The organism is Campylobacter sp. CNRCH_2014_0184h (assembly GCF_025772985.1).
Classification (GTDB): Bacteria; Campylobacterota; Campylobacteria; order Campylobacterales; family Campylobacteraceae; genus Campylobacter_D.
Window position 1 is genome coordinate 196,467 of the sequence record NZ_JAKMTB010000002.1, and the last position, 23,326, is coordinate 219,792.

25 protein-coding genes are annotated in these 23,326 nt (G+C 31.3%); 6 read left to right on the forward strand and 19 right to left on the reverse strand.

Annotation, left to right across the window (positions count from 1 at the left end):
- From L8X36_RS03025 to L8X36_RS03070, 10 genes are all read right to left on the reverse strand, one after another.
- Positions 1 to 2,307, reverse strand: coding sequence for a chemotaxis protein CheW (locus L8X36_RS03025; RefSeq protein WP_263682446.1), 2,307 nt, complete (start codon positions 2,305 to 2,307; stop codon positions 1 to 3).
- Between the two features lie 2 nt (positions 2,308 to 2,309).
- Positions 2,310 to 3,263 (reverse strand): chemotaxis protein, encoded by a 954-nt coding sequence (locus tag L8X36_RS03030; RefSeq protein WP_263663913.1) that lies wholly within the window; start codon positions 3,261 to 3,263, stop codon positions 2,310 to 2,312.
- Entirely contained in the window at positions 3,263 to 3,991 is a 729-nt protein-coding gene (locus L8X36_RS03035) for a UDP-2,3-diacylglucosamine diphosphatase (protein WP_263682447.1), read from the reverse strand. Before L8X36_RS03035 ends, L8X36_RS03030 begins: the two co-directional genes overlap by 1 nt.
- Before the next feature lie 3 nt (positions 3,992 to 3,994).
- Positions 3,995 to 4,480 (reverse strand): transcription elongation factor GreA, encoded by a 486-nt coding sequence (greA, locus tag L8X36_RS03040; protein WP_039619215.1) that lies wholly within the window; start codon positions 4,478 to 4,480, stop codon positions 3,995 to 3,997.
- Between the two features lie 9 nt (positions 4,481 to 4,489).
- Positions 4,490 to 5,587, reverse strand: coding sequence for a lipid-A-disaccharide synthase (lpxB, locus tag L8X36_RS03045; RefSeq protein WP_263682448.1), 1,098 nt, complete (start codon positions 5,585 to 5,587; stop codon positions 4,490 to 4,492).
- Complete coding sequence (locus L8X36_RS03050; protein ID WP_263682449.1) at positions 5,588 to 6,178, reverse strand: hypothetical protein; 591 nt, start codon at positions 6,176 to 6,178, stop codon at positions 5,588 to 5,590.
- A complete protein-coding gene (locus L8X36_RS03055) occupies positions 6,144 to 7,592 on the reverse strand; it encodes an AAA family ATPase (protein ID WP_263682450.1) in 1,449 nt (482 codons plus the stop codon). Before L8X36_RS03055 ends, L8X36_RS03050 begins: the two co-directional genes overlap by 35 nt.
- Positions 7,593 to 7,717: 125 nt before the next feature.
- Positions 7,718 to 8,290, reverse strand: a complete 573-nt coding sequence (locus L8X36_RS03060; protein ID WP_263663910.1) for a cytolethal distending toxin subunit A — start codon at positions 8,288 to 8,290, stop codon at positions 7,718 to 7,720.
- Positions 8,291 to 8,299: 9 nt separating this feature from the next.
- On the reverse strand, positions 8,300 to 9,103 hold the full coding sequence (locus L8X36_RS03065) for a cytolethal distending toxin subunit B family protein (protein WP_263663909.1): 804 nt from the start codon (positions 9,101 to 9,103) through the stop codon (positions 8,300 to 8,302).
- A 2-nt stretch (positions 9,104 to 9,105) separates the two neighbouring features.
- Positions 9,106 to 9,915: an RICIN domain-containing protein gene (locus L8X36_RS03070; protein WP_263682451.1), complete on the reverse strand. Its 810-nt coding sequence runs from the start codon at positions 9,913 to 9,915 to the stop codon at positions 9,106 to 9,108.
- Between the two features lie 137 nt (positions 9,916 to 10,052).
- Here L8X36_RS03070 and surE point away from each other — a divergent pair, with 137 nt between their 5' ends.
- From surE to blaOXA, 4 genes are read left to right on the forward strand one after another with little or no spacing between them, the layout of a single operon-like run.
- On the forward strand, positions 10,053 to 10,826 hold the full coding sequence (gene surE / locus L8X36_RS03075) for a 5'/3'-nucleotidase SurE (protein WP_263682452.1): 774 nt from the start codon (positions 10,053 to 10,055) through the stop codon (positions 10,824 to 10,826).
- Positions 10,819 to 11,472, forward strand: a complete 654-nt coding sequence (locus L8X36_RS03080) for a ThiF family adenylyltransferase (protein ID WP_263682453.1) — start codon at positions 10,819 to 10,821, stop codon at positions 11,470 to 11,472. The genes surE and L8X36_RS03080 overlap by 8 nt, the downstream gene beginning before the upstream one ends.
- Positions 11,456 to 11,905, forward strand: coding sequence for a GNAT family N-acetyltransferase (locus L8X36_RS03085; RefSeq protein ID WP_263682454.1), 450 nt, complete (start codon positions 11,456 to 11,458; stop codon positions 11,903 to 11,905). The genes L8X36_RS03080 and L8X36_RS03085 overlap by 17 nt, the downstream gene beginning before the upstream one ends.
- Positions 11,902 to 12,669 (forward strand): OXA-493 family class D beta-lactamase, encoded by a 768-nt coding sequence (gene blaOXA / locus L8X36_RS03090; RefSeq protein WP_263682455.1) that lies wholly within the window; start codon positions 11,902 to 11,904, stop codon positions 12,667 to 12,669. The genes L8X36_RS03085 and blaOXA overlap by 4 nt, the downstream gene beginning before the upstream one ends.
- Here blaOXA and L8X36_RS03095 read toward each other — a convergent pair.
- From L8X36_RS03095 to L8X36_RS03110, 4 genes are read right to left on the reverse strand one after another with little or no spacing between them, the layout of a single operon-like run.
- A complete protein-coding gene (locus L8X36_RS03095; protein WP_263682456.1) occupies positions 12,643 to 13,341 on the reverse strand; it encodes a methyltransferase domain-containing protein in 699 nt (232 codons plus the stop codon). The genes blaOXA and L8X36_RS03095 overlap by 27 nt on opposite strands.
- The gene (locus L8X36_RS03100; RefSeq protein ID WP_263682457.1) at positions 13,326 to 13,952 is read right to left on the reverse strand and encodes a pimeloyl-ACP methyl esterase BioG family protein; all 627 of its coding nucleotides are present in this window, start codon (positions 13,950 to 13,952) and stop codon (positions 13,326 to 13,328) included. The genes L8X36_RS03095 and L8X36_RS03100 overlap by 16 nt, the downstream gene beginning before the upstream one ends.
- On the reverse strand, positions 13,949 to 15,073 hold the full coding sequence (locus L8X36_RS03105) for an aminotransferase class I/II-fold pyridoxal phosphate-dependent enzyme (RefSeq protein WP_263682458.1): 1,125 nt from the start codon (positions 15,071 to 15,073) through the stop codon (positions 13,949 to 13,951). Before L8X36_RS03105 ends, L8X36_RS03100 begins: the two co-directional genes overlap by 4 nt.
- Positions 15,073 to 15,801, reverse strand: a complete 729-nt coding sequence (locus tag L8X36_RS03110; protein WP_263679494.1) for a tetratricopeptide repeat protein — start codon at positions 15,799 to 15,801, stop codon at positions 15,073 to 15,075. Before L8X36_RS03110 ends, L8X36_RS03105 begins: the two co-directional genes overlap by 1 nt.
- 128 nt (positions 15,802 to 15,929) lie before the next feature.
- On the opposite strand from L8X36_RS03110, the gene L8X36_RS03115 reads away from it, so the two are divergent.
- A complete protein-coding gene (locus L8X36_RS03115) occupies positions 15,930 to 17,198 on the forward strand; it encodes an adenosylmethionine--8-amino-7-oxononanoate transaminase (RefSeq protein ID WP_263682459.1) in 1,269 nt (422 codons plus the stop codon).
- Here the strand turns inward: L8X36_RS03115 and bioD are convergent.
- From bioD to L8X36_RS03130, 3 genes are read right to left on the reverse strand one after another with little or no spacing between them, the layout of a single operon-like run.
- Positions 17,172 to 17,744 carry a dethiobiotin synthase gene (gene bioD, locus L8X36_RS03120; RefSeq protein WP_263682460.1) on the reverse strand — a complete coding sequence of 191 codons (573 nt, stop codon included), beginning with the start codon at positions 17,742 to 17,744 and terminating at the stop codon, positions 17,172 to 17,174. The genes L8X36_RS03115 and bioD overlap by 27 nt on opposite strands.
- A gap of 7 nt (positions 17,745 to 17,751) precedes the next feature.
- Positions 17,752 to 18,066 carry a DMT family transporter gene (locus L8X36_RS03125; protein ID WP_039619256.1) on the reverse strand — a complete coding sequence of 105 codons (315 nt, stop codon included), beginning with the start codon at positions 18,064 to 18,066 and terminating at the stop codon, positions 17,752 to 17,754.
- The gene (locus L8X36_RS03130) at positions 18,066 to 18,413 is read right to left on the reverse strand and encodes a DMT family transporter (protein WP_087699708.1); all 348 of its coding nucleotides are present in this window, start codon (positions 18,411 to 18,413) and stop codon (positions 18,066 to 18,068) included. The genes L8X36_RS03125 and L8X36_RS03130 overlap by 1 nt, the downstream gene beginning before the upstream one ends.
- A 174-nt stretch (positions 18,414 to 18,587) precedes the next feature.
- On the opposite strand from L8X36_RS03130, the gene L8X36_RS03135 reads away from it, so the two are divergent.
- Complete coding sequence (locus tag L8X36_RS03135) at positions 18,588 to 19,622, forward strand: isoaspartyl peptidase/L-asparaginase family protein (RefSeq protein ID WP_263682461.1); 1,035 nt, start codon at positions 18,588 to 18,590, stop codon at positions 19,620 to 19,622.
- Here L8X36_RS03135 and L8X36_RS03140 read toward each other — a convergent pair whose 3' ends face one another.
- Complete coding sequence (locus L8X36_RS03140) at positions 19,623 to 20,045, reverse strand: Sua5 YciO YrdC YwlC family protein (protein WP_263682462.1); 423 nt, start codon at positions 20,043 to 20,045, stop codon at positions 19,623 to 19,625. It lies immediately after the preceding gene.
- Positions 20,042 to 23,305 carry a carbamoyl-phosphate synthase large subunit gene (carB, locus tag L8X36_RS03145; protein WP_263682463.1) on the reverse strand — a complete coding sequence of 1,088 codons (3,264 nt, stop codon included), beginning with the start codon at positions 23,303 to 23,305 and terminating at the stop codon, positions 20,042 to 20,044. Before carB ends, L8X36_RS03140 begins: the two co-directional genes overlap by 4 nt.
- Positions 23,306 to 23,326: the final 21 nt, after the last annotated feature.

Here is a 23,326-nt window from a genome sequence, read left to right on the forward strand (position 1 = left end):
TTATCCTAGTTTTAAATTTTTTCTAACTACATTTTCTAAGTACTCTGGAGAGTAAGGCTTAGTAATATACTCGGTCATTCCTACTTCCACACCTCTTAGACGGTCTGATTTACTAGTTCTTGAAGTTACCGCAACAAGTGGAAGGTTTTTGTATTTAGAATATTTTCTAATTTCACCTGCTAAGGTATAACCATCCATTCTTGGCATTTCAATATCAATCAGCACTGCATCAATATCATGCTCACCTGATTTAATTGTATTTAATGCCTCAACGCCGTTAGTTGCTTCTATAATACTTACACCTAGTGGTTCTAGCGATTTTTGCATGATATTTCTATCCATCTTAGAATCATCCACTATAAGTACTGTATAATCGCTTGGTTTTTCCTTCACAACTTTTTTAGCTTGCGCTTCAATTTGTGCTTTAATATCTACTTTGATCTCTTTAGCTATATCCATCATAGCAGCAACATCAATAATCAAAGTAACTCTACCATCACCACGAATCGTCGCTCCTGCTATACCTTGGATGTTTTGTAAATATTCACCCATAGACTTAATAACGATTTCTTCTTGACCTACTAAAGTATCTACTATAATACCAAGCTTACTTTCTGCTACACCTATAACAACTACATAAGTTTGATCAGTATTTTCAAGCACTTGTTTTACACCAAATACATCTGAAAGTCTTACTAAAGATAAAACCTCATCTCTCAAGCGAAGTACGTTTTTACCTTCAATGGTATAAATATCATCAATTGGCACTCTAACCGTCTCAAGAACACTTGCAAGAGGAATAGCATAAAACTCTTCTTGTGTACCTACAAGCAATGATTGAATAATTGCTAAAGTAAGTGGGATTTTAAGCTTCATCACAGTGCCTTTACCAAGTTCGCTATCAATCTCAATCACACCATTTAGTTTTTCAATATTAGTTTTAACAACGTCCATTCCAACGCCACGACCTGAAACATTAGTAATCTTAGCAGCAGTTGAAAAACCTGGTTTAAAAATCAATGCAAAAGCTTCTTTATCGCTCATTTGATCAGCTTCGCGCTCTGTGATTAAGTTTTTCTCTATAGCTTTTGATTTTAAAGCATCCGCATCAAGCCCTTTACCATCATCAGCAATTTCCACTACAATGTGGTTTCCTTCATTGTATGCTTTAAGATTAACGGTTCCTTTTTCTGGTTTGCCATTAGCCACACGTGTTGCTGGATCTTCTATACCATGATCACACGAGTTTCTAATCATATGCATAATAGGATCGCCAATTTCTTCCACAATAGACTTATCAAGTTCAGTTTCTTCCCCTGAAATTTCAAGCTCCATTTGCTTGCCAAGTTCACGACCCAAATCACGTACAACTCTTGGGAATTTGTTGAAAACTTTTGCAATAGGCTGCATTCTTGTTTTCATAACTGCTAATTGAATATCTGTAGTAACAATGCTAAGTTGCGATACTACTTGGTTTAATTCTTCTAAGAATTTTTCCCCATCATATCTTTCTTCAACATCATCATAAATTTTTAATAAGCGGTTTTTACCAAGAACAAGTTCCCCAATTAAGTTCATCAAATGATCAAGTCTTTTTACTTCAACCCTAATGGTTTGATCCATATTTGCACCACTGCTTCCACCACCTGCTGCAGGAACTTTTTTCTCAGCAGTTGCATTTTGTGCTTGAGCGGCTGGTTTGCTTGGAGCTGGATTAGCTTCTTGTGTTTTTTTCTTTTCAGCACGTCTTGCTTGGTCTTCAGCTTTTCTTACTTTTAAAAGTCTTTCAATTTCAGCCTCAACCTCATCATCGCTGAGTTTATTTACATCAACTTCAGGTTCTTCAGTCTTTGGCTCTTCTTTTACTTCTTCTTTTGGCTCTTCAGTTTTAGCCGGTGCAACAGACTCTAAACTTTCACCCTCTGAAATAGCGGTTAATCTTGTACAAATTGGAGCTATATCAAGTCCTATCGCTGTATCATTTCCATTATCTCTAATAGAATTTAATAAAGTTTTCATCATATCAATAGACTCTAAAACCACATCCATTACTTCAGGAGTAATTTTAAGCTCATTGTGTCTTGCTTTATTTAAAACATCTTCCATGTGATGAGTAAGTTTTGTTAAAACATCAAAATTTAAAAAGCTTGACGAACCTTTAACAGTATGTGCAACACGGAAAATTCTATTTAATAGTTCTAAGTCTTCAGGATTTGCTTCTAATTCAACCAAATCATGGTCAATTTGCTCAACTAGTTCAAAGGCTTCAACTAAAAAATCCTCAAGTATTTCTTGAATATCTTCCATTTTTACTCCTCACCTTTTTCATGTTTTTTAATAACACGAGAAATTTCAGCAAAGAAATCACTTGCGTTAAATTTAACCAAATACCCCTCACCACCTGCTTCTTTAACACCTTTATCACTCATAAACTCATTTGATAAAGAAGAGTTAAACACGATAGGAATATTTTTAAATCTCTCATCTTCTCTTACTTTAGCTGCAAAGTGGAAACCATCCATTTGAGGCATTTCAACATCACTTACGATGATTTTTAGATGTTTATTTAAATCATCACCATATGCTCCATATAGTTCTTGAAGTTTTTGTAAACCTTCAACACCATCTTTTGCTTCTACAACTTTTAAGCCGATTTTATTAAGTAAATCTTTAACAAGTTTTCTTGCAGTAGAACTATCATCAAGTGCTAAAGCTATACCCTCGATTTTTTGAATCTTATCATCTTCAATATCAGTTTGTGGAGTATAAATTCCAAGCTCTTGCACTATACTTTCTAAATCTAGGATAAGTAAAACCTCATCACCCTCGATTCTAGTTACACCTGTTATTTTGCTTTTATCCAAACTACCTGCACTTGTAGCAAAATTAGCTGGCTCTATATTTTTCCAATTAATTCTACGAATTCTTTTTGCCTCATGTACGATAAAACCAATTAATACATTACTAAATTCAGTAATAATAACTCTAGGTTTTATATTTGTCATTTCTGGCTCTTGAATTTGCATCCATTTAGCTAGATTAATCACAGGAATCACCACACCACGAAGATCAAAAATACCTTCAACATACTCAGGTACCCCTGGAATTTCAGTCAAAAAAGGAATTTTTATGATTTCTCTAACCTTAGAAACATTTACACCATAAATTCCCTCATAGACTTTATCTTGGCCTTGCTTAAAGATGCGAAAATCAACAAGCTCCATTTCATTTGAACCTGTTTTAACGACATTCTCATCAAACATTATGCCTCCTTAAGTTCTATTTTGTGAAATCTGATTTCTGGTTCATATTTTACTACAAAAAAACTTTCCTTGTATGCAAAAGTAGGTAAATTTAAATATTTTGTATTCTCAAATTCTAAAAATACATCTTGATGATAATGTCCTTCTATTATAAATTTTACATTGTAGTGTTTTATACGCTCTTTTACTAAAGTAGCAAATTGAGGAATTTTTCTAATAAGTTGTTTTTTATTTTGATTTTTTAAAATTTTTTGAGTAATTTTTTCTTTGCTAGTAACATTTAAAAAATTTAAAAAAAGTAGTAGATAATGATTTCTCAAACTTTTTAAGCAAAATTGCAAAAAAGGTTTTAAAAAAATATCCCCATGGGCTAATTTTACCAAGGTTTTATCTTTAAATTCACAAAGCAAAGGTTGCTGTTTTATACTAAAAACCTTCACTTTTTTAAAAAATTTAGCCAAATTAAAATCGTGATTACCTTCTAAATAAATGATTTCAATCTCATCAGCAAGCTCTTCAAGTAAGTCTATATAAGCTTTTGCAAAATCATGCGTGGCTTTTACCTCATAAATTAAAAGATCAAAAATATCACCCATTAAAAAAAGCTGTGGAGTTTGAATTTTTTTATCTTTTAAGGCTTGTAAAAAATCCCAAAAACCACGCCTATTTTCATTTTCATGCACATCAGCAATGAAAATAGCATTTTCTTTTATAATTATTTTTTGCAAAAATTAAAATTCCAAAGCTTTGTATTCTATAGAAATGATTTCAAATTCACTCTCGCCTTTTGGCAAACGCACTTTAAAATCATCGCCTTCTTTTTTGCCAAGCATTGCTTTTGCAATAGGCGAACTAATGGAAATATAACCTTTTTCTAAATTTCCCTCATTTACCCCTACCAAAGTATAAGTGCTTTGCTTTTCACTTTCTAAATCTTCCACCACAACAGTTGAGCCAAATTTCACACTATCATGCTCATAAGAAGATGGATCGATGATTTGTGCTCTTGAGATCAAATCTCCAAGTTCAGCTATCTTTCCTTCTATAAAAGCTTGTTTTTCTCTAGCTGCATGATATTCTGCATTTTCTTTTAAATCTCCATGGCTTCTTGCTATGTCTATTTCTTCTACTACTTTTGGGCGTTCAACTTTTTTTAAATGCTCTAATTCTTTTTCTAATTTCTCATAGCCATATTTACTCATAGGTTCTTTTTGCATGATTTATCCTTATTTGATTTCATAAAGTATTTTAGCTAAATTTTTTGCACTTGCAAATTGCAAATATTCTTTTAAAAAATCTACTTTATCAAAAAATGCCTTATAATCATATTTAAGATAAGCTTGATATAAATTTTCCACATTCACTTGCTCTTGTAAAAATTCAGGATTAAGCTCGCTTTTTCCTGCAAAATCTAAAAAGATATTTGCAAGGCCTATGTGTTTGAGTTTTACAAAACATCTTGCGATAAACACATCAATAGCTTTAGCCTTATAAGCAAGTACAAAAGGCGTGCCAACCAAAGCTGCTTCAAGCGTAGCTGTGCCACTACAAATAAAAGCAAAATCAGCATTTTTAAGCACTTTTGGGGTATTGCTTTGAATTTCAAAACCATTTATATCCCCATAAAGATCTAATCTTTTTAGATTAAACTCTGGCACACAAAGGATTTTTTTACCTTTAAATTTAGTGCTTAATTCTCTAAAAATAGGCATTAAACGCTTTATTTCACTTTTTCTTGAACCTGGCAAGAAAGCGATTACTTTTTCATCATCATTTTTTGAAAGTATAGAATTTATATCTTCTTGATTTTTAAACTCCTTTATCTCATCTAAAAGCGGATGACCTACATAAGTGCTTTTGCTAAAAAACTCACTATCAAAAGGCAAGATAGAAGCTAGCACATCAAAATGACTTTCTATGATAGGTATGCGACCTTTTTTCCATGCCCAAACTTGAGGTAAGATATAATAAATTCTTTTTACTTTAGAATTTGCTTTTTTTAAAGCCTTTGCAAAAGGTATGTTAAAAGCAGGAGAATCTATACACAAAATCGCATCAATTTTTTGAGTAAGGCTTAAATTTACCAGCTCTTTTATAGCTCTTTTGGCTTTTAAAATGAGTGGCAAAACCTCTATAAAACCCATAGCACTAAACTCATGTGAGCTATAAAGTGGCTTGGAGTTTAGACTAAATTCTTTACACAAACTCTCATCATAAATTCCTACTAAATCAAATTCTTTATACTCATTTTTATAAGCTTTTAAAACTTCTTTTAAATGCAAATTTGCTGAAGGCTCTAAGGCACAAACTAAAAAGGTTTTCATTTAAAAAATCTCAAAAAATTCATTTATTTTATTTTCTGAAATTCTTACTATACCATTTTCCTTATCGCCAATTTCTACATCTTTAAATCTTAAATTGGTTTTTTTGCAAAAATTTCTTTTATTTGAAATTCCCATTTTAGGATATATATATATAAAAAATTCTTTTTTGATTGTAATGTTTTCTTTATAATATTCAAAATAATAAGATAAAAGATAATCTATAAATAATTTTGATGATTTTATTTGTCTTAGCGCATTTTCTTTGTTTTCTTCGCTATAACTTGATTTTATTTCAGAATAATATACAATTAAATCATTATTAAATATTCTAAATACAATAAAATCACACGATTTGTTTGTAGGAAAGTTATTTAAAAGACTTAAGGTATGTTTGTTTTCAATTTGCCTGAGAATTAAAAAATCATCCTGATTTTTTAGTGTAAATTCTATTTTTTTAATTTGACTTTTCTCTTTTTCTTCTTTAACAACAAAACAATTACCCTTTGGTTTTATTTTCAAATCATCTTTAATAGCATTTCTAAAAATTTTTAAGTATTTATTTGTCATATCTAGCCTCACATATCTTTTCATAAATCATACTTTGATTTTCATTTTGAGTATCTATGGGCTTATCAAAGGTATTCATAAAAATTCCTTCTTCTTTAGTGATTCTTACCTCTTCAAGAATATTTTTACCTTTAATATTTTTTGCGATATAAGCTTTAATATCTTTAAAATCAATTTTATTCTCTTCTACATAACCTTTTGATTTGAGTGTTTGCGTTTGCTCGCTTGTTAATCCATTTAACATTATGCAATTATTTAACTCTCTAACTATATAATCACTATGAGTAGTAATAAAAATTTTAATACCCGCATTTGCTAAAAGTGTAAAAAACCTTGCTAATAAAATTTGATTTTTAGGATGAAGATTGAGCTCTGGCTCATCTATCATTAAAATATCGCCTATTTGAGCCTCATGTAAAATATAGTGATTGAGTATAAGCAAAGATCGAACAGAACTCGAAGCTCTTTGAATTAAAAATTTACCTTTGGTAATTCTTTTTTTCGCACCCGGTGCAAATTCTACACCTTCTCCACTAACTAAGTATTTTCCACCAACAATTTCAAATAATAAATCTAAAATATTTTGATATAAATTTTTACTTTTAGAATTTTTATTAATACCTTCTTGTATAAAGCTCATTTTCTTTACCACCTCATCTAATTCTCTAACAAAATAAATATTATCTTTAACTGGTTTTGGATATCTAGAATATTTTTCTACCAAAATATCTATTACAGCTTCTTTAATATCACTACTTCTAACTTGAGATATCCTATCTACAATTTCATTTTTATTTACATCCAATTCCTTTTGAAACATTGAAGCTCCAGTTCTTTCCGCACTCAAAATAAAAGCTCTTGGGTATTTTGGAGTTAGAAATAAAAAAAAGGATGTTAAAAGTTGCATAGTTTTAATCATAATAATTCTATCTTTTACTTCAAAATTCTCATCATCATTCTTATAATCTAATTTTATATATTCGCTATTGATTTCTGATAAATTAATTAAATTTTTATATTCTGAAAATTCTTTAAATCTATTTACAATATCATCATTACTTAGCTTATTTAAAAAACAATCTAATGCTTGATTTAAAAAAACGCTATCATCAAAATCTCCATCTTTTCCTGCTAAGATTTCTGATAATTTTTCCTTATAATCATCATATGTTTTTTCAATTACTTCTTTATAAATAGCTAGAATTTCGCGTATTGATATTGTGATAGTATATTCTTCAGGAATTAAAATATTTAAATGTTTTTGAACTATTGAAAAAAACACACTAGCTAAATTATTACTTAAAAAATCCAAATAACCGTATAAACTATAAGTAACATAAGTTTTTCCAGTATTATTTTCACCGCAGATTAAAGTAATATTTCCTACTTCAAATTCTGCTTCATCAAGCATTCCAATATTTTTTAATTTTACTTTCATATTTTTCCTTCAATATATCTACTGTGTAAGATTTATATTTTGGCTATTAAAACTATCTGCAAAAATTTCAAAGACATTCTAACAAATTTTAACTTAGAGTTTAAACCTGCAAAAGCAGGTTTAATTTAATAAAGCGGAGTTGCTTCAACGATAGCAGGAGCAAAGAAAAATAATTCTTTTAATTCTATAGGAACAGAAGGATTTACAGTACAATCATCTAAGCCAAAGCGATTTTCTATAGGCACGCGTGCTTCATAAAAAGTACTCATACATTTTACTCCCCCATGCGTTAAAGACCTAATTTGCACAGCAGAACTTGTAGTAGGCATGATAGAAAAAACCGTTTGCATTTGTCCATCTTGTAAATCTTGCTTGCAAGATTTTGTTCCAAAAGTTTTTTCATCCAAAACAGCCAAACACACATCAGCACCTCTAGGATTTATAAACTGCACATAACCAAAAGGGCGTTGCACAGCATACCTGTCTTTTTCTTTTAACTCATCGCTAAGTATTATTTCTTTTAAAAACCAATTTTGCTCTTCTAGTATTTCAGAGCTATACCTAAAAGGACTTAGTGAAATTCCTGTTTCTAAAGATCTTATGGCAAACATAGGTGTAAAATCTTCTAATTCATCTAAACTAACCTCAGCTCTTAAAAAACTCAAAACCATAAAAAATAAAATACAAATTTTTTTCATCATTTACTCCTAAGGTCTTCTAAAATTCACAGGAAAATGATCAGAAGCTAAAAAAGTTCTAAGTCCTGCTACAGCTAAAAGAGCAATGATTGGCGGTGGATTATACAAAGAAGCTGTATTGGAATTTCCTGTGATAGCATAGTCAATAATCCTTCCGCTAGTTTGAGTATTAGTATTTGGAGGGATCACACGCGTACGCGCTCTTAAATCTGGATCAAGTAAAGAAACCAAAGATCCTGCTTCTCTATTAAAATCACCCAAAATCATCCAATTAATCTCTGGTCTATTTCTAAAAAAACTATCCACAGCACTCACAATAGCTCCACCATCATTACCCCCACTTGCTAAAGCATGTATGCTAAAAAACGCATCATTTCCTATGCGAATTCCTATAATAGGTCTTGAAGCAACAGTTGGAGGTGGTAAAACAAAAACCTCATCAGCTTGCACTCTACTTACTATAGCCATATTCACACGATTTGCCCCAACATCAACTCTTGAATAGTATATAAAAACAGAATTTGGACGGCTTGATGAGCCCAAATTCCACTCATACTCATGAATAGGAATTCCAACTCCCACAGGTTGAACTTGTCTTGGGGTCATTATAGCTGTACTTGGTAAAACTCCTGCTTCTTGAACAGCTAATATATCCATAGGATTAGCACCCGTTACAAGCTGTCTTATACTAATATTCCATTTGCTTTCAGTAGAAGCTGATGAGCCTTGTAAATTCCAAGTGCCACTATTATAATTTTCTAAAGCTCCAAATAATAAATTAAAACTAAAAATTAAAAATATTATCTTTCTCATTATTACTCTCCTGTATAAGCATAAGGTGATCTTGTTTGAAAAGCAGGCGCACTTATACTCCATTGTCTATCTAAATTTTTTTCTTTTGGTTTCAAACAAGGCGTCAAATAAATACTATAATAGTTAAAATAAAATTCCTCCATTACATTTCCAACTGTTGTTTGTATACATTGTTGGGTAGCATAATTTTGAATTTGATAAGCGCCATTACTCATAGGAAAGAGTCTCCAATACTGAGCAAAATTGCTTTGATCACAAGGATAATGCACAATGCCATTTCCATAGGCATTTAAACAAGTTAAAGTTTTTGCATTTTTAATCATTACTTTATTATTTGGAAATTCAATGAACTGCCAAACTCTTGCATCACCAAAAGGCTTGCTATCAAATAAATTATAACCCCATATCCAATTCCCTGGATTTAATGCCCAAACAGTTAATGCAGCACCATTTGGATTCATAATAGTTACAAAATCACTTGCAATACCTGAATTTTCATACAAAGCGTTTGAAGTAAATTTATTATCCGAAGTTAACCTTGGCAATGGTCCTTTTATGGGATTATCTCCTTTAAAAGTATTTGTAGTAATTACTGGTGGCACAAGCGGTATAGCAGGAAAATGTTTCCCATCTACTAAAGCTGGTGTTTTTTGCTTAGCAGGTGGTGTTGGATTTTTACCTATTTTTAAAGGATCAATATCATTTACACCGCCCAAAGAACGTGCCAAAGGATTAAATTGCTCTTTAGAAGAACATCCGATAAAAAAAGCTACAAATACACTAAATATCATTATGAATTTAATTTTTTGCATTTTTCCTCCTTGAATATTTAAATTTAAATATATTATCATAATTATAAATAAATTGTAATACAAAACACCATTAATAATTTTTCTTTATTTTAAAAAATATTTTATCACTTATGTTAAAATTTAAAAAAAGGAAAAATATGAAAGAAATTTTAATAACAAACGATGATGGCTACGAAAGTGAAGGTTTAAAAAAACTTATTAAAATGCTAAGAAAGCATTTTAAAGCTAAAATCACCATAGTAGCTCCTGCTAGTGAAAAGTCAGCATGCTCGCACTCTATAACACTAACCAAACCTTTGAGATTTCACAAGGTTGGTAAAAGATTTTATAAACTTGATGATGGCACGCCTGCAGATTGTGTTTATCTTGCTTTGCATGCTTTATACAAAAAGCGTTTGCCTGATCTTGTCATAAGTGGGATTAATAAAGGAGCTAATGTAGGCGAGGATATAACCTACTCAGGAACTTGTGCAGGAGCAATGGAAGCAGTACTTCATGGAATTCCTGCCATTGCTTTATCACAATTTTATAAAGATAGCCAAAAAGAGCTTGATTATAAACTTGCTTTAAAACTTACTAAAAAAATAGTCAAAAATATCTTTGAAAAGGGCTTTCCTTTAGATAAAAAAGAATTTTTAAATATCAACTTTCCTTCTAGCAAAACAGCCTTTCAGGGCTTAAAAATTTGCAAAGCAGGTAAAAGAATTTATAGTTATGAAGCACACTCAAATACAAATCCAAGAGGTGTAGAATACTACTGGCTAGCTGCTGCTAATCTTGATCATGAAAATGAAAAAGATTCAGACATAGCACTTTTAAAACAAGGCTATGCCACAATAACCCCTATAATGCTTGATCTAACAGCTTATAAACAAATGAAAAATCTCAAAAAATGGATAAAAAATGGATAGATACACGCGTATAAAATGGCTTGTTAATGAAGAAAATTTTATCAAAATTCAAAACACTAAAGTTTTAGTTTGCGGACTTGGTGGAGTTGGTGGAATTTGCGTTGATGCGCTTTTTAGAAGTGGCTTTAGCAATCTAACTTTAATTGATGCGGATAAATTTGAAACTACTAATCAAAACCGCCAACTTCATAGCGAAAATATAGGCGAGGAAAAAGCTAAGGTTTTTGAACGCATTTACAATGCCAAAGGTATAGTTAGTAAAATCGATGATGAGTTTTTGAAAAGTTTTGATCTAAGTGAGTTTGATTTAATCATTGATGCGATTGACGATATACCTGCTAAGGTTGCTTTGGCTAATTTGGTTGATTTGAAAAAGCAAATTTTTATCTCATCAACCGGTGGAGCTAGAAAGCTTGACCCAACGCGTATTAAAACGACAAGCATATTTAAAACACATGGCGATGCTTTAGCTAAAAAATTCCGCTATGAGCTTAGAAAATCAGGCTTTAAAGGGGATTTTGATGTGGTATTTTCAGATGAAGAAGCTCATTGTAAAGATCTTGGCTCATTTATGGGTGTAACAGCCTCTTTTGGACTTGCTTTAGCTTCTTTGGCTTTAAGGAAAGTGCTTGATAAGAAAGCTTGATATAAAAGACTTAACTTCTTGTATCAAGCTTTTTAAGCAAAGCGTATCCACTCTTTGTAAAAATGATTACACAAAAGAACAAATTCATGCATGGATTAATATAGACCAAAAAGCTTGGGAAAGAAAATTTCAAAATCAACTAGGTTTTGTTTATGAAGAAAAAGGCCAAATCATATCTTTTATAAGTATAAATTTAGAAGAAAAAACACTCGATCTTTGCTTTACTCATACAAACTATGCTCATCAAGGTTATGGCAAAGATTTATTGGAATTTGCTCTTAAAAACTATCCTTATAGTGAAATTTATACTTTTGCTAGCCTTAGTGCTAAAAATTTCTTTTTAAAAGCAGGATTTAAAATCATCAAAGAAAATATTGTTATAAGAGATCAGCAAGAATTGAAAAATTTTTTAATGAAAAAGGAAATAAATTGAAAAAATTACTTTTACTTTTTAGTCTTTTTTGCTCTTTTGCTTTGGCAAATGAAAATTTAGAAGATCTTTTTAAAGATTACAATGAAAGTGGAGTTTTTATAGCTTATGATGGCAAAAATTATTATAGTAATGATTTTAAAAAAGCAAACAAGCGCATTTTACCTGCCTCTACTTTTAAAATTTTCAATGCCCTAATCGCACTGAATGAAGGTATTGTAAAAGATACCAATGAAATTTTTTATCACTACAAAGGTGAAAAGGTATTTTTACCCTCTTGGAAAAATGACGCAAATTTAGCCCTAGCTATGCAAAGATCACAACTACCTGCTTATAAAGAACTAGCTAGAAAAATCGGCTTAGAAAAAATGCAAAAAAACTTAAATAAACTTAATTATGGCAACCAAAAAATAAGTAAAATCGACGAATTTTGGATAGATGATTCTTTACAAATTAGTCTTAAAGAACAAGCAAACTTACTTTTTGAACTAGCAAATCTAAAATTAGATTATCCTAAAAACATACAAAAAGAAATTATAAATATAATAAAACTTAGCGAAAATAGCCATTATGAGTTTTTTGCAAAAACAGGCTGGGGAAAAGAAAAATACGGACAAATCGTAGGTTTTATAAAAGATAAAAAAACTCATCAAATTTATGCTTTTGCTTTATGTATGGATATAAGTGATTTTAACAAACTTTATCTAAGAGAAGAATTAGCAAAAAAATATCTATCAAATTTAACAAACTTGACACATAAAAAATAAAGGATGGTAAGTCAAGGTATTTTGAAATTCTTTTTCGTAATTTTTTAAAAATGCCTTGCTTATAAAAAATTTATCACCCAAAGCATTAACCCCGCTTAATTTCAAATGTCTAAAAAGCTCTAAAGTATCATCAAATTTTAGCTCTTTTAACTCTTCTTTTGCCTTGATAATCTTAAATTTTTTAGAAAGCTTTTGTGCAATTTGCTCTAAAGTTAAATATTCTAGTGATAAATTAGTGCTTTGTTTTATTTGAGTGAAATTTTTTTCTCCAAAAGTAGAAAAAAGCAAAATCCCATTTTTATTTAACATATTTGCAAGATTTTCTAAAAGCTCATCTATCTTTAGCCACTGCATGCAAGCATTGGAAGCTATAAGATCAAATTTTTTCGTATAAAAATGATGATTTTTAAGTTCATTCATATCAAAAACACCAAATTCATCAAATTTACAAGGATTTTCAAAAGGATAAATATCATTTAAAAAATAATGCTTAAATTTAATACACTCTTGCAAAGCCTTACTAAAATCCCCTACCCCACAGCCAAACTCAAATACCGCTTTAAAATCGCTCAAATCATTCTCACTAAGCATTTTACAAAGCTCTTTAGCCATGTCTTTTTGCACAGGCGTATTTGCGCTATAAGTGTCTTTTGCTCTTATGAAAGTTTGCAAAGTGCTTCCCAAGTGTGGTATTTAAAAAATGCAAAATGTGGCTCATCGATAAACACTGCCTTTTCTTTGAAAAAATTAAAAGCATGCTTTGGTGGAAAGATCTTATCATCTTTACTGATTATGGCTTTATCCCAAGTGAATTTTTCGTTTAAATCTTTAGTGCAAAACTCATATAAACTTAAAAGTTCTGCTTTTAAATGCTCGTTTTTTTCAAAATAAAATTCATCACTTAAATTCATTCTTTTTTCAAGCAAATTTGCTTTAAAATCTTCCAAAGCAAATCTTTTCATCGTAAGTTTAAAAATGGCTTTTTTAATCCCAAATTCATCATTTATAGGTAAATTTGTGCCATTTATGGCTATTTTTTTATCAAATTTTATATCTTTTAAAATTTTGCTCGCCACGCAAACTCCCATAGAAAAGCCAATAAGAGTGATTTTTTCAAATTTATGAAGATCAAATTCCCAATCAAAATTCGCATAATCATACACCATTAAAACATTTACATCACTTTTTAAATGCGTAAAATGGCTAAAATGTGAGCAAAACCCTGAAAAAAATAAAATCAACTCGCGCGAATTTGCATTTTCATGTAAAAAATGAGTTTTCAAAGTACCTCCAAAACCTTTTCTAAGTCTTTTTTCACTAGCCCAGTATGCAAAGAAAAGCGAATTCTAGCTGTATTTTTAGCCACGGTTGGCTCTTTAATAGCAGGCGCAAAAACACCATTTTCTAAAAGCTTTTGTGAAATTTCACTAGCTAGTGCATTTTGCCCTAAAATAAAAGATATCACATAAGCCTCGCCTAAAACTGCACCTTTACTTGCTAAAGCATTTTTAAACCAAGCGCTTAGCTCTAAAAGCTCTTTTCTTTGAGCATTAAATTCGTGCAAATGCTTAAAAACATGCAAAGTCCAAGCTACATTGATAGGCGCAATGGCAGTTGAGTATATAAAAGCTCTTGCCTTGTTGATAAAAAAATCTTTTTCATTACTTATCATGCAAGCTCCCATAGAAGCTATAGCCTTACCAAAGGTAAAAACTAAAAAATCCACTTCCTTTTCTAATCCCAAAAATTTCACATAACCCAAACCATCATCATTAAAACACCCTATGCTATGAGCTTCGTCAATATAAATTTTGATATTTTTAAACTCTTTTTTTAAATTTATGAATTCTTTTATAGGTGCAAAATCTCCATCCATACTAAATAACGCTTCACTTACGATGATGATATTTTCAAATTCTTTATAATGCTTTTGCACTAAGCTTTGTAAATGCTTTATATCATTGTGCTTAAATCTTATAAATTTAGCCCCGCCAAGCCTTAAACCATCGATGATACTTGCATGCACTTGTTTATCTGCTAAAAACAAAGTATTTTTAATGCTTGCTAAAGCTTGCAAACAGCTAACATTTAAGGCATAGCCATTGTTAAAATGCAAGATTTTTCTGCCTAACTTAGCTTCTAAAAAGCTTTCAAATTCATCAAAAATCGCATAATTTCCACTCAAGCTTCTTGAACTTGAACTAGAAAATTCAAATTCTTTCAAATGTGTTAAAAAATCTTGCTTTAATGCTTTTTCATTGCTTAAATTTAAATAATCATTACTCGCTAAATTTAGCAATTTTTGCCCATTATAAACGACATATTTTCCCTCATGTTTTAATGAGCGTAGAATTCTAAAATTATCTTGTTGTTTTAGCTCATCTAAAATTTGTGCAATTTGCATTATTGTTTAAACCTTGCATAGTTTTCACAACCTTTATCATATTTCAAATCACAAGCCTTGCCAAAATACTCTAAAGCTTTAGAAATATCTTGTCTAACACCATATCCATTTATATACACAACTCCAAGATTAGAACAACCTGAACCTTCATTTAAACCACAAGATTTTCTATAAAATTCTAAAGCTTTATAATAATCTTTTCTGACACCATTTCCGTTTATATACATAGTTCCAAGATTAGAACAACTCACACCATTATTTAAATTACAAGCTTTTTGGTAAAGTTCCACTGCTTTAAAATTATCTTTTTTTATTCCTTTGCCAAATTCATACATGACACCAAGATTAGAACAAGCTGAACCAATATTTAAATCACATGCTTTTTCATAAAGCTCTATAGCTTTGAAATCATCTTTTTTTACACCAAATCCATTTTCATACATAAAGCTAAGATTATAACACCCAGCACCAATGTTCAAATTACAAGCTTTTTGATATAATTCAACCACCTTAAAACTATTTGTTTTTACACCTTCGCCTACACTATACATAATGCCGAGATTATAACAACCCGTTCCATTATTTAAATCACAAGCTTTTCTAAGATATTTTTCAGCTTTTACATAATCACCATTTTCATAGGCTTTAATTCCTTTTTCAACCAAATCCTCTTGCGAGTATGCAAAATTTAAAAATAAAATCGCCAAGATAATCAATACTTTTTTCATACTTTACCTCTAAATTTAAGATAAAAGCTAATTATATAAATATTTTCTAAATAATCCTTTTTCATTTTAAAGCATAAATTTGAGTAAAAATTGTAGTATCATTAGTAATAAAAATCAAAGAAGTAAAAATGAATTTAAAAGAACTAGACTTAAAACACATTTGGCACCCTTGCACGCAAATGAGCGATCATGAGTTTTTACCTTTAATACCTATAAAAAAGGCTAAGGGAGTGTATTTGTATGATTTTGATGAAAAATCCTACATAGACTGCATTAGCTCTTGGTGGGTAAATATCTTTGGTCATTGTAATGAATACATCAATGAAAAATTCAAAGATCAACTTCAAAATTTAGAGCATATCTTGCTTGCTGGTTTTTCACATGAGCCTATCATAAAGCTTTCGCAAAGACTTTGCAAGCTTTTACCTTTTAATAAATGCTTTTTTGCAGATAATGGTAGTTCAGCCATAGAAGTGGCTTTAAAAATGAGCTTTCAATACCACTTAAACAATGGCTCTAAAAAGGATAAATTCCTATCACTTAGCAATTCTTACCACGGAGAAACCCTAGGTGCATTAAGCGTTGGCGATGTAGCACTTTATAAAAAAACCTATGAGCCTTTACTTTTAAAAAGTATCACAACACCTGTGCCAACTAGCAAAGACTATACAAAAGAACTTGAAATTTTAGAAAGTATTTTAAAAAATCATCATCATGAAATTTGTGCTTTTATACTTGAGCCTTTACTTCAATGTGCGGGCAATATGCACATGTATGAGCTTGGGTATTTAGATGAGGCGATTAAACTTGCTAAAAATTATGGCGTGCAAGTGATATTTGATGAAATAGCCACAGGTTTTGGACGCACAGGGGAGATGTTTGCGCTTGATTATTGTTCGCAAAGCATTGATTATATATGTCTTTCAAAAGCTATCACGGGTGGGTATTTACCACTTTCAGTGGTGCTTACTAAAGATGAAATTTATGAAAAATTTTATGATAGCTATGAGAGCCAAAAGGCCTTTTTACACTCTCACTCCTACACGGGTAATGCCCTAGCTTGTGCAGCGGCTAATGCGACTTTGGATATTTTTGAAAAAGAAAACATCATCGCAAAAAATAAAATCAAAAGTGCTTTTATAAAAACTCAATGGGAAAGTTTAAAAGAATTTGATTTTTTAGGAAATTTTAGAAATTTAGGTATGGTAAGTGCATTTGATATACAAAAAAGCAAATACCAAAGAGCAGGACTTGAAGTCTTTCAAAGAGCCTTAGAAAAAGGCTTACTTTTAAGACCACTTGGCAATACAATATATTTCATGCCACCATATGTTATAAATGAAGATGAGATTGCTTATGTAGTGGAGTCTTTAAGAGAAATTTTCAAGGATTTTTGAAAGATTTTCACACACTTTATCATCAAATTCTATGATAGGAATTTTAGCATAATTGCTTATAAAATCCTTGCTAAAAGTATCTTGGCTTTTTAAGATTAAAGCAAGGATTTTAATATCTCTTTGTTTTAGTGCTTCTATACTTAAAAGTGTGTGATTGATACTTCCTAGATAGTCTTTTGCCACTAAAATCGTAGGGTGCTTAAACGCACTCATATAATCAATCATCGTTTTTTCATCATCAAGAGGCGAAAAAAGCCCACCAGCTAGCTCGATAATGAGTTTGTCACTTTGTGGAATTTGTATATCAAAGGCTTTATAGCTTAAATTCTCTAAAATCCTGCCTTTGTGCGGTGAAGCAGGGGTTTGCAAAAACACACCTTCTTTGAAAATCTTAGTTTTTGGGCTAAACTCAGCTACTACCTCACTATCTCTTGGCGTGCCTGCTTGGATAAGCTTAAAATAATCAAAACCCAATTCCTTACAAAGTCTAGCACTTAGATAAGTTTTGCCAACATCTGTGTCTATACCACTAATGTATATTTTCATTTTAAACCTATGAAAGTATTTTTAAACCCACAGTACAAGCAATGATAAGAGCAATCAAAAAAAGCTTTAAAAAGCTTTTGCTTTCTTTGTAAAAAAGAACTCCGATGATAACCCCACCTGCAGTTCCAGCTCCTGTCCATATAGAATAAGCCACACTCATAGCAATACTTTGCATGCTAAGACTTAAAAATCCAAAAGAAAAACCAAAACACACTATCAAAGCTAAAAGATAAAGCTTATTTTTAGTGCTTACAAGTTGTTTCATGATAATCACACCAAAAATTTCAAAAGCAGTCGCTAAAAACAAAAAGAACCATTCCATTATTTAGCTTCCTTGCTAATGATTTTAAGGCCTATGATACTTAAAAGTAAAATAGCTATTAAAGTAAGCTTGGTGATAGAACTTGGCTCATTGAAAATAAACATCTCATTAAGCACCACCCCAACCGTGCCAATACCTACAAAAACACTATAAGCAATGCTTACTTCAAGTCTTTCACAAGCTTTTAAAAAACATGTAAAAGATATGCAAACCCCAATGGCTGTTAAAGCATAATGCCAAATTTCAGTAGAGTATTTTAAACCACTCACCCAAAAACACTCAACCAAACCACCTAAAATCACCATAAACCAACCAAAATTAGAGCTTATTTTTGTTCTTTCTATCATAATCTACCTTTTTTCAAAAGCGCAAATTATAGCTAAAATTACAAAAATAAAACTTTAATCAAAAACTAAACATATAATAATGAAAAATATCATTATTATAAATATTTTTATAATATTAATTTATATTTAATTTTTATTATTATAGAATCAAAAGCTTGTAAAAAGGAGATAAAAATGAGTTTTTTAACAAATAGTAAAAAGGCTTTATTAATATTAGCTAGTTTAGCATTTTTAACAAGCAATAATGCTTTTGCAAAAGATTTTGAACCTATTATCGTTATACACGGTGGTACAAGTGGCTTAGGACTTACTAAAGAAGAATTTGCTAAAAGAGAAAAAGTAATGAAAGAATCTTTAAAAGCAGGCCAAAGCATACTTGAAAAAGGTGGAAGCTCTGTTGATGCAGTTATAGCTGCCATTAAAGTAATGGAAGATAGTCCTGAATTTAACGCTGGAAAAGGTGCTGTTTTTACTTCTGATGGATTTAACGAACTTGACGCATCTATAATGGATGGAAAAAATTTAAGAGCAGGTGCAATTGCTATGGCTAGGACAATTAAAAATCCTATAGAGGCAGCAAGACTTGTTATGGAAAAAACACCTCATACTTTAATAGCAGGGGAAGGTGCTGATAAATTAGCCAAAAAACATGGTTTAGAAATAGTAGGTCAAAAATATTTTTTCACAGAGCACAGATACAAACAACTTCAAGAAGCTAAAAAAAGCAAAGAAGTATTACTAGATAGCGATAAAGCAAAAGCTCATCTTGGTGTAAATACTGAGCCATATTTAGGCACAGTAGGTGCGATAGCTTTAGATAAAAATGGCAACCTAGCAGCGGGCACAAGCACAGGTGGTACTACAAATAAAATGACAGGACGCATTGGAGATTCTCCTATCATAGGGGCAGGAAATTATGCAAATAATGACTCAGTTGCGATTTCTTGCACAGGAACAGGTGATATTTATATAAGAGTGGCTGTGGCTCATGAAGTTGCGTCTTTATATAAATATAAAAAACTTTCAGTACAAAAAGCAGCTGAAGAAACTATCAAACAAGTAGCTAAACTTGGTGGCACGGGTGGAATCATCTCAATAGATAAAAATGGAAAAGTTGGTTATGCTTGGACTAAAGATAAACTTGGGATGTATCATGGACAAGCAAAAATAGGTGAAGAACCAAAAGTATTTTGGCCGCTTGGAAAATAATTAGCGCAACTTAACTTTTTTAACGCCTCGAAGTTTAAAAATCTTTGAGGCTCCGCTTTCAAAAAACTTTTCATCTACTATTTTATCTGCATTTTGCATAGCCCACTTTAAATCAAATTTTTTTCCATGAAGATTTGCAGAAGTAGAATAAAGCCAATCAAACTCTTTTAAAAATTCCTCATGAGCACAATCTTTCACGACGCGTATTGCTTTAGAATTAGGATATAAAAAAGTAGTTTTTTTGGATTTTCTAATAGTGTTTTTAAAATGATTTGGCACTCTTGTAAGTTTTTTAAGCTCGCTAAATTTAGCTGTGGTAATCAAACAATCCTGACTTAAAGGCCTTTTTTTTAAAGTATTAAGGGCTTTTAAGTCCTTGCTTAAAAACCCTGCTGTTGTATCAGTTTGAGCAAGATAAATCATGCTTTTAAGTATTCTTGCAAGCTCTTTACTTCAAGACATGATTTATTTTGTATAGCTTTAATCGCTTTAGCACCTGCATACGCTGCTCTTAGGTTTGTAAAATATGGGGTTTTAAAGCGTAAAATATTTGCTCTAATTTTTTTAGTATCACCTTTAAAACTATGCTCATCGCTTGTATTAATGGCAAGTTGAATTTGAGAATTTTTTAACTTATCCTCTACATTTGGGCGTCCTTCAGAAATTTTATGCACAAACTCACACTCTAAACCTGCTTCTTGTAAAATTTTATAAGTTCCACTTGTAGCAATGATTTTAAATCCTAGCTTAATGTATTCGTTAGCTAAATCTACTGCGTATTTTTTATCTTGTTCTCTTAGTGATAAAAATACATTGCCACTTTCTGGTAAGAAATTTGAAGAAGCAAGTTGGCTTTTTGCGTAAGAGTTTTCAAAGTCTTTGCTTACACCCATAACTTCGCCGGTTGAGCGCATTTCAGGCCCAAGCTCAAGGTCACTTCCGCTAAGTTTAGCAAAAGGAAATACCACTGATTTTACACTAATATGTTTTGGTTTTTTAGCTCTTAAAATTCCGTTTTTTTCTTCTACTACTTTGAAGGTATCATAAAATTTCAAACTTTCTCTTAAATTTCCTTGCCACATCACGCGTGTTGCAACCTTAGCTAAAGGAATTCCTGTAGCCTTACTTACAAAAGGCACAGTTCTACTAGCTCTTGGATTTACTTCTATCATATAAAGTTTATTATCATGGATAGCAAATTGTATATTTAAAAGCCCTACTACACCTAAATTTAAAGCAATATCTTTTGTTTTTTGCTCAATCGTTTCAAGCATAGCTTCATCAATATTTACAGCAGGTAAAGAGCAAGCACTATCACCTGAGTGAATTCCTGCTTCTTCAATATGCTCCATGATACCTGCTACATAAACTTCTTTTCCATCACTTATCGCATCTACATCAAGTTCAGTTGCATTGTCTAAAAATTGATCGATTAATACCGGAGATTTATCACTTACATCTACGGCTTCTTGCATATAAAGTCTAAGCTCGCTCTCATCATGCACCACACGCATTGCACGACCACCCAAAACATAGCTTGGTCTAACAAGCACAGGATAACCTATCTCATTTGCTTTTATAATCGCTTCTTCAACGCTTATAGCTGTGCCATTTTTAGGTTGATTTATGCCTAAATCTTCGATAAATTTAGCAAATTTCTTTCTATCTTCGGCTAAATCTATCACCCTTGCACTTGTTCCTATAATCTTTGCTCCAAAAGCACTAAGGCGTTTTGCAAATTTAAGCGGAGTTTGACCACCAAAATGTACTATCACCCCATCTGGTCTTTCTCTATCAATAACTGCTCTTAAATGCTCAAAATCAATTGGCTCAAAGTATAAAATATCACTTGTATCATAATCTGTCGAAACCGTTTCTGGATTACAATTATACATTATAGTTTTTACACCCATATCTTTTAGAGCAAAAGAAGCATGCACACAAGCATAATCAAACTCAATGCCTTGTCCTATGCGGTTTGGCCCACCACCTATAATCATCACTTTTTTATCTTTTTTATCTTTACTTTCTTTTACTTGTGTAGCTTCATTTGCATTAATACTTGAGTATAAATACGGAGTTAGTGCTTCAAATTCGCCTGCACAAGTATCTACTTCGCTATATTGAGCAATGATTTTATGTTTAATTCTTGCATAATAAATATCATTTTGGCTTAACTCAAGATTATCTTTTTGATTAATTAAGCTAGCGATTTTTTTATCTGAAAAACCTAAGGTTTTAGCTTTTCTTAATAGTTGTTTATTGCTTAAAATATCCATATCTATTTGATTTTCAAATTCCACTATTTCTTTGATTTGATTTAAAAACCAAGGATCTATTTTACAAAGCTCAAAAAGCTCTTGTGTGCTAAAACCTTCTCTAAAAGCTTGTGCTATATAAAGTAAACGTTTTTCATTAGCTTGGCGAATTTTTGCCAAAAGCTCATTTTTATCACATTCTATAGTATCAAATCCACTTAAATTTCTCTCAAGTGAGCAAAGTGCTTTTTGAATGCTTTCTTTAAAAGTTCTCCCTATAGCCATAACCTCACCCACACTTTTCATAGCAGTGCCTAGCTCTGTGTTTGCATTTGGGAATTTTTCAAAAGTAAAACGAGGAATTTTGGTTACGATATAATCAATTACTGGTTCAAATGAAGCAGGAGTTCCTGTGATATCGTTTTTAATCTCATCTAAACTAAATCCAACCGCTAAAAGCGTAGCTACCTTAGCTATAGGATAACCCGTTGCTTTGCTAGCTAGGGCTGAAGATCTTGAAACCCTAGGATTCATTTCAATAACTATCATTCTACCATTAGTTGGATTGATAGCAAATTGCACATTTGATCCGCCTGTATCTACTCCGATTTCTCTTAAAATAGCAAAAGAAGCATTACGCATTGCTTGGTATTCTTTATCAGTCAAAGTTAAAGCAGGAGCTATAGTAATAGAATCACCCGTATGAACCCCCATAGGATCAATATTTTCAATAGAGCAAACGATAATACAATTATCATTTTTATCTCTAATGACTTCCATTTCGTATTCTTTCCAACCAAGTAAACTTTCTTCGATTAAAATTTCATGGATAGGACTGAGTGCTAAAGCAGTATTTGCAAGCTCTGCAAACTCATCCATATTATACACCACGCCACTTCCTGCACCACCTAAGGTAAAAGAAGCTCTAATCATCAAAGGAAAACCAATCTCATCAACAGCTTTTAAAGCTTCTTCATAATTATACGCATACATAGATTTTGGCAAATCCATGCCAATTTTTTTCATACATTCTTTAAAAACTTGCCTATCTTCGCCCTTTTTAATCGCTTCAGGATTTGCACCTAAAAATTTTACATCTGCAAGCTCGCCACTTTCATAAACTTCCATAGCAACATTTAATGCAACTTGGCCACCCATAGTAGGTAAAATCGCATCGATTTTTTCTTTTTTGATTATACTTAGAATACTTTCTTTGGTAATTGGTTCTATATAAGTTGCATCAGCAAATTCAGGATCTGTCATAATCGTAGCTGGATTAGAATTGATCAAAACCACTCTATAACCTAGCTCTTTTAAGGTTTTTGCTGCTTGAGTTCCTGAGTAATCAAACTCGCAAGCTTGACCTATAACGATAGGCCCACTGCCTATTAATAATATATTTTTTATATCTGTTCTTTTTGGCATGTATTTTCCTAAGCTGAATTT

Excerpts from the sequence above, each read along its gene's own strand:
- L8X36_RS03025 (WP_263682446.1), bottom strand. The coding sequence starts at position 2,307 with ATGGAAGATATTCAAGAAATACTTGAGGATTTTTTAGTTGAAGCCTTT.
- L8X36_RS03030 (WP_263663913.1), bottom strand. The coding sequence starts at position 3,263 with ATGTTTGATGAGAATGTCGTTAAAACAGGTTCAAATGAAATGGAGCTT.
- greA (WP_039619215.1), bottom strand. The coding sequence starts at position 4,480 with ATGCAAAAAGAACCTATGAGTAAATATGGCTATGAGAAATTAGAAAAA.
- lpxB (WP_263682448.1), bottom strand. The coding sequence starts at position 5,587 with ATGAAAACCTTTTTAGTTTGTGCCTTAGAGCCTTCAGCAAATTTGCAT.
- L8X36_RS03050 (WP_263682449.1), bottom strand. The coding sequence starts at position 6,178 with ATGAAAAGATATGTGAGGCTAGATATGACAAATAAATACTTAAAAATT.
- L8X36_RS03055 (WP_263682450.1), bottom strand. The coding sequence starts at position 7,592 with ATGAAAGTAAAATTAAAAAATATTGGAATGCTTGATGAAGCAGAATTT.
- L8X36_RS03060 (WP_263663910.1), bottom strand. The coding sequence starts at position 8,290 with ATGAAAAAAATTTGTATTTTATTTTTTATGGTTTTGAGTTTTTTAAGA.
- L8X36_RS03065 (WP_263663909.1), bottom strand. The coding sequence starts at position 9,103 with ATGAGAAAGATAATATTTTTAATTTTTAGTTTTAATTTATTATTTGGA.
- L8X36_RS03070 (WP_263682451.1), bottom strand. The coding sequence starts at position 9,915 with ATGCAAAAAATTAAATTCATAATGATATTTAGTGTATTTGTAGCTTTT.
- surE (WP_263682452.1), top strand. The coding sequence starts at position 10,053 with ATGAAAGAAATTTTAATAACAAACGATGATGGCTACGAAAGTGAAGGT.
- L8X36_RS03080 (WP_263682453.1), top strand. The coding sequence starts at position 10,819 with ATGGATAGATACACGCGTATAAAATGGCTTGTTAATGAAGAAAATTTT.
- L8X36_RS03105 (WP_263682458.1), bottom strand. The coding sequence starts at position 15,073 with ATGCAAATTGCACAAATTTTAGATGAGCTAAAACAACAAGATAATTTT.
- L8X36_RS03110 (WP_263679494.1), bottom strand. The coding sequence starts at position 15,801 with ATGAAAAAAGTATTGATTATCTTGGCGATTTTATTTTTAAATTTTGCA.
- L8X36_RS03115 (WP_263682459.1), top strand. The coding sequence starts at position 15,930 with ATGAATTTAAAAGAACTAGACTTAAAACACATTTGGCACCCTTGCACG.
- bioD (WP_263682460.1), bottom strand. The coding sequence starts at position 17,744 with ATGAAAATATACATTAGTGGTATAGACACAGATGTTGGCAAAACTTAT.
- L8X36_RS03125 (WP_039619256.1), bottom strand. The coding sequence starts at position 18,066 with ATGGAATGGTTCTTTTTGTTTTTAGCGACTGCTTTTGAAATTTTTGGT.
- L8X36_RS03130 (WP_087699708.1), bottom strand. The coding sequence starts at position 18,413 with ATGATAGAAAGAACAAAAATAAGCTCTAATTTTGGTTGGTTTATGGTG.
- L8X36_RS03135 (WP_263682461.1), top strand. The coding sequence starts at position 18,588 with ATGAGTTTTTTAACAAATAGTAAAAAGGCTTTATTAATATTAGCTAGT.
- L8X36_RS03140 (WP_263682462.1), bottom strand. The coding sequence starts at position 20,045 with ATGATTTATCTTGCTCAAACTGATACAACAGCAGGGTTTTTAAGCAAG.
- carB (WP_263682463.1), bottom strand. The coding sequence starts at position 23,305 with ATGCCAAAAAGAACAGATATAAAAAATATATTATTAATAGGCAGTGGG.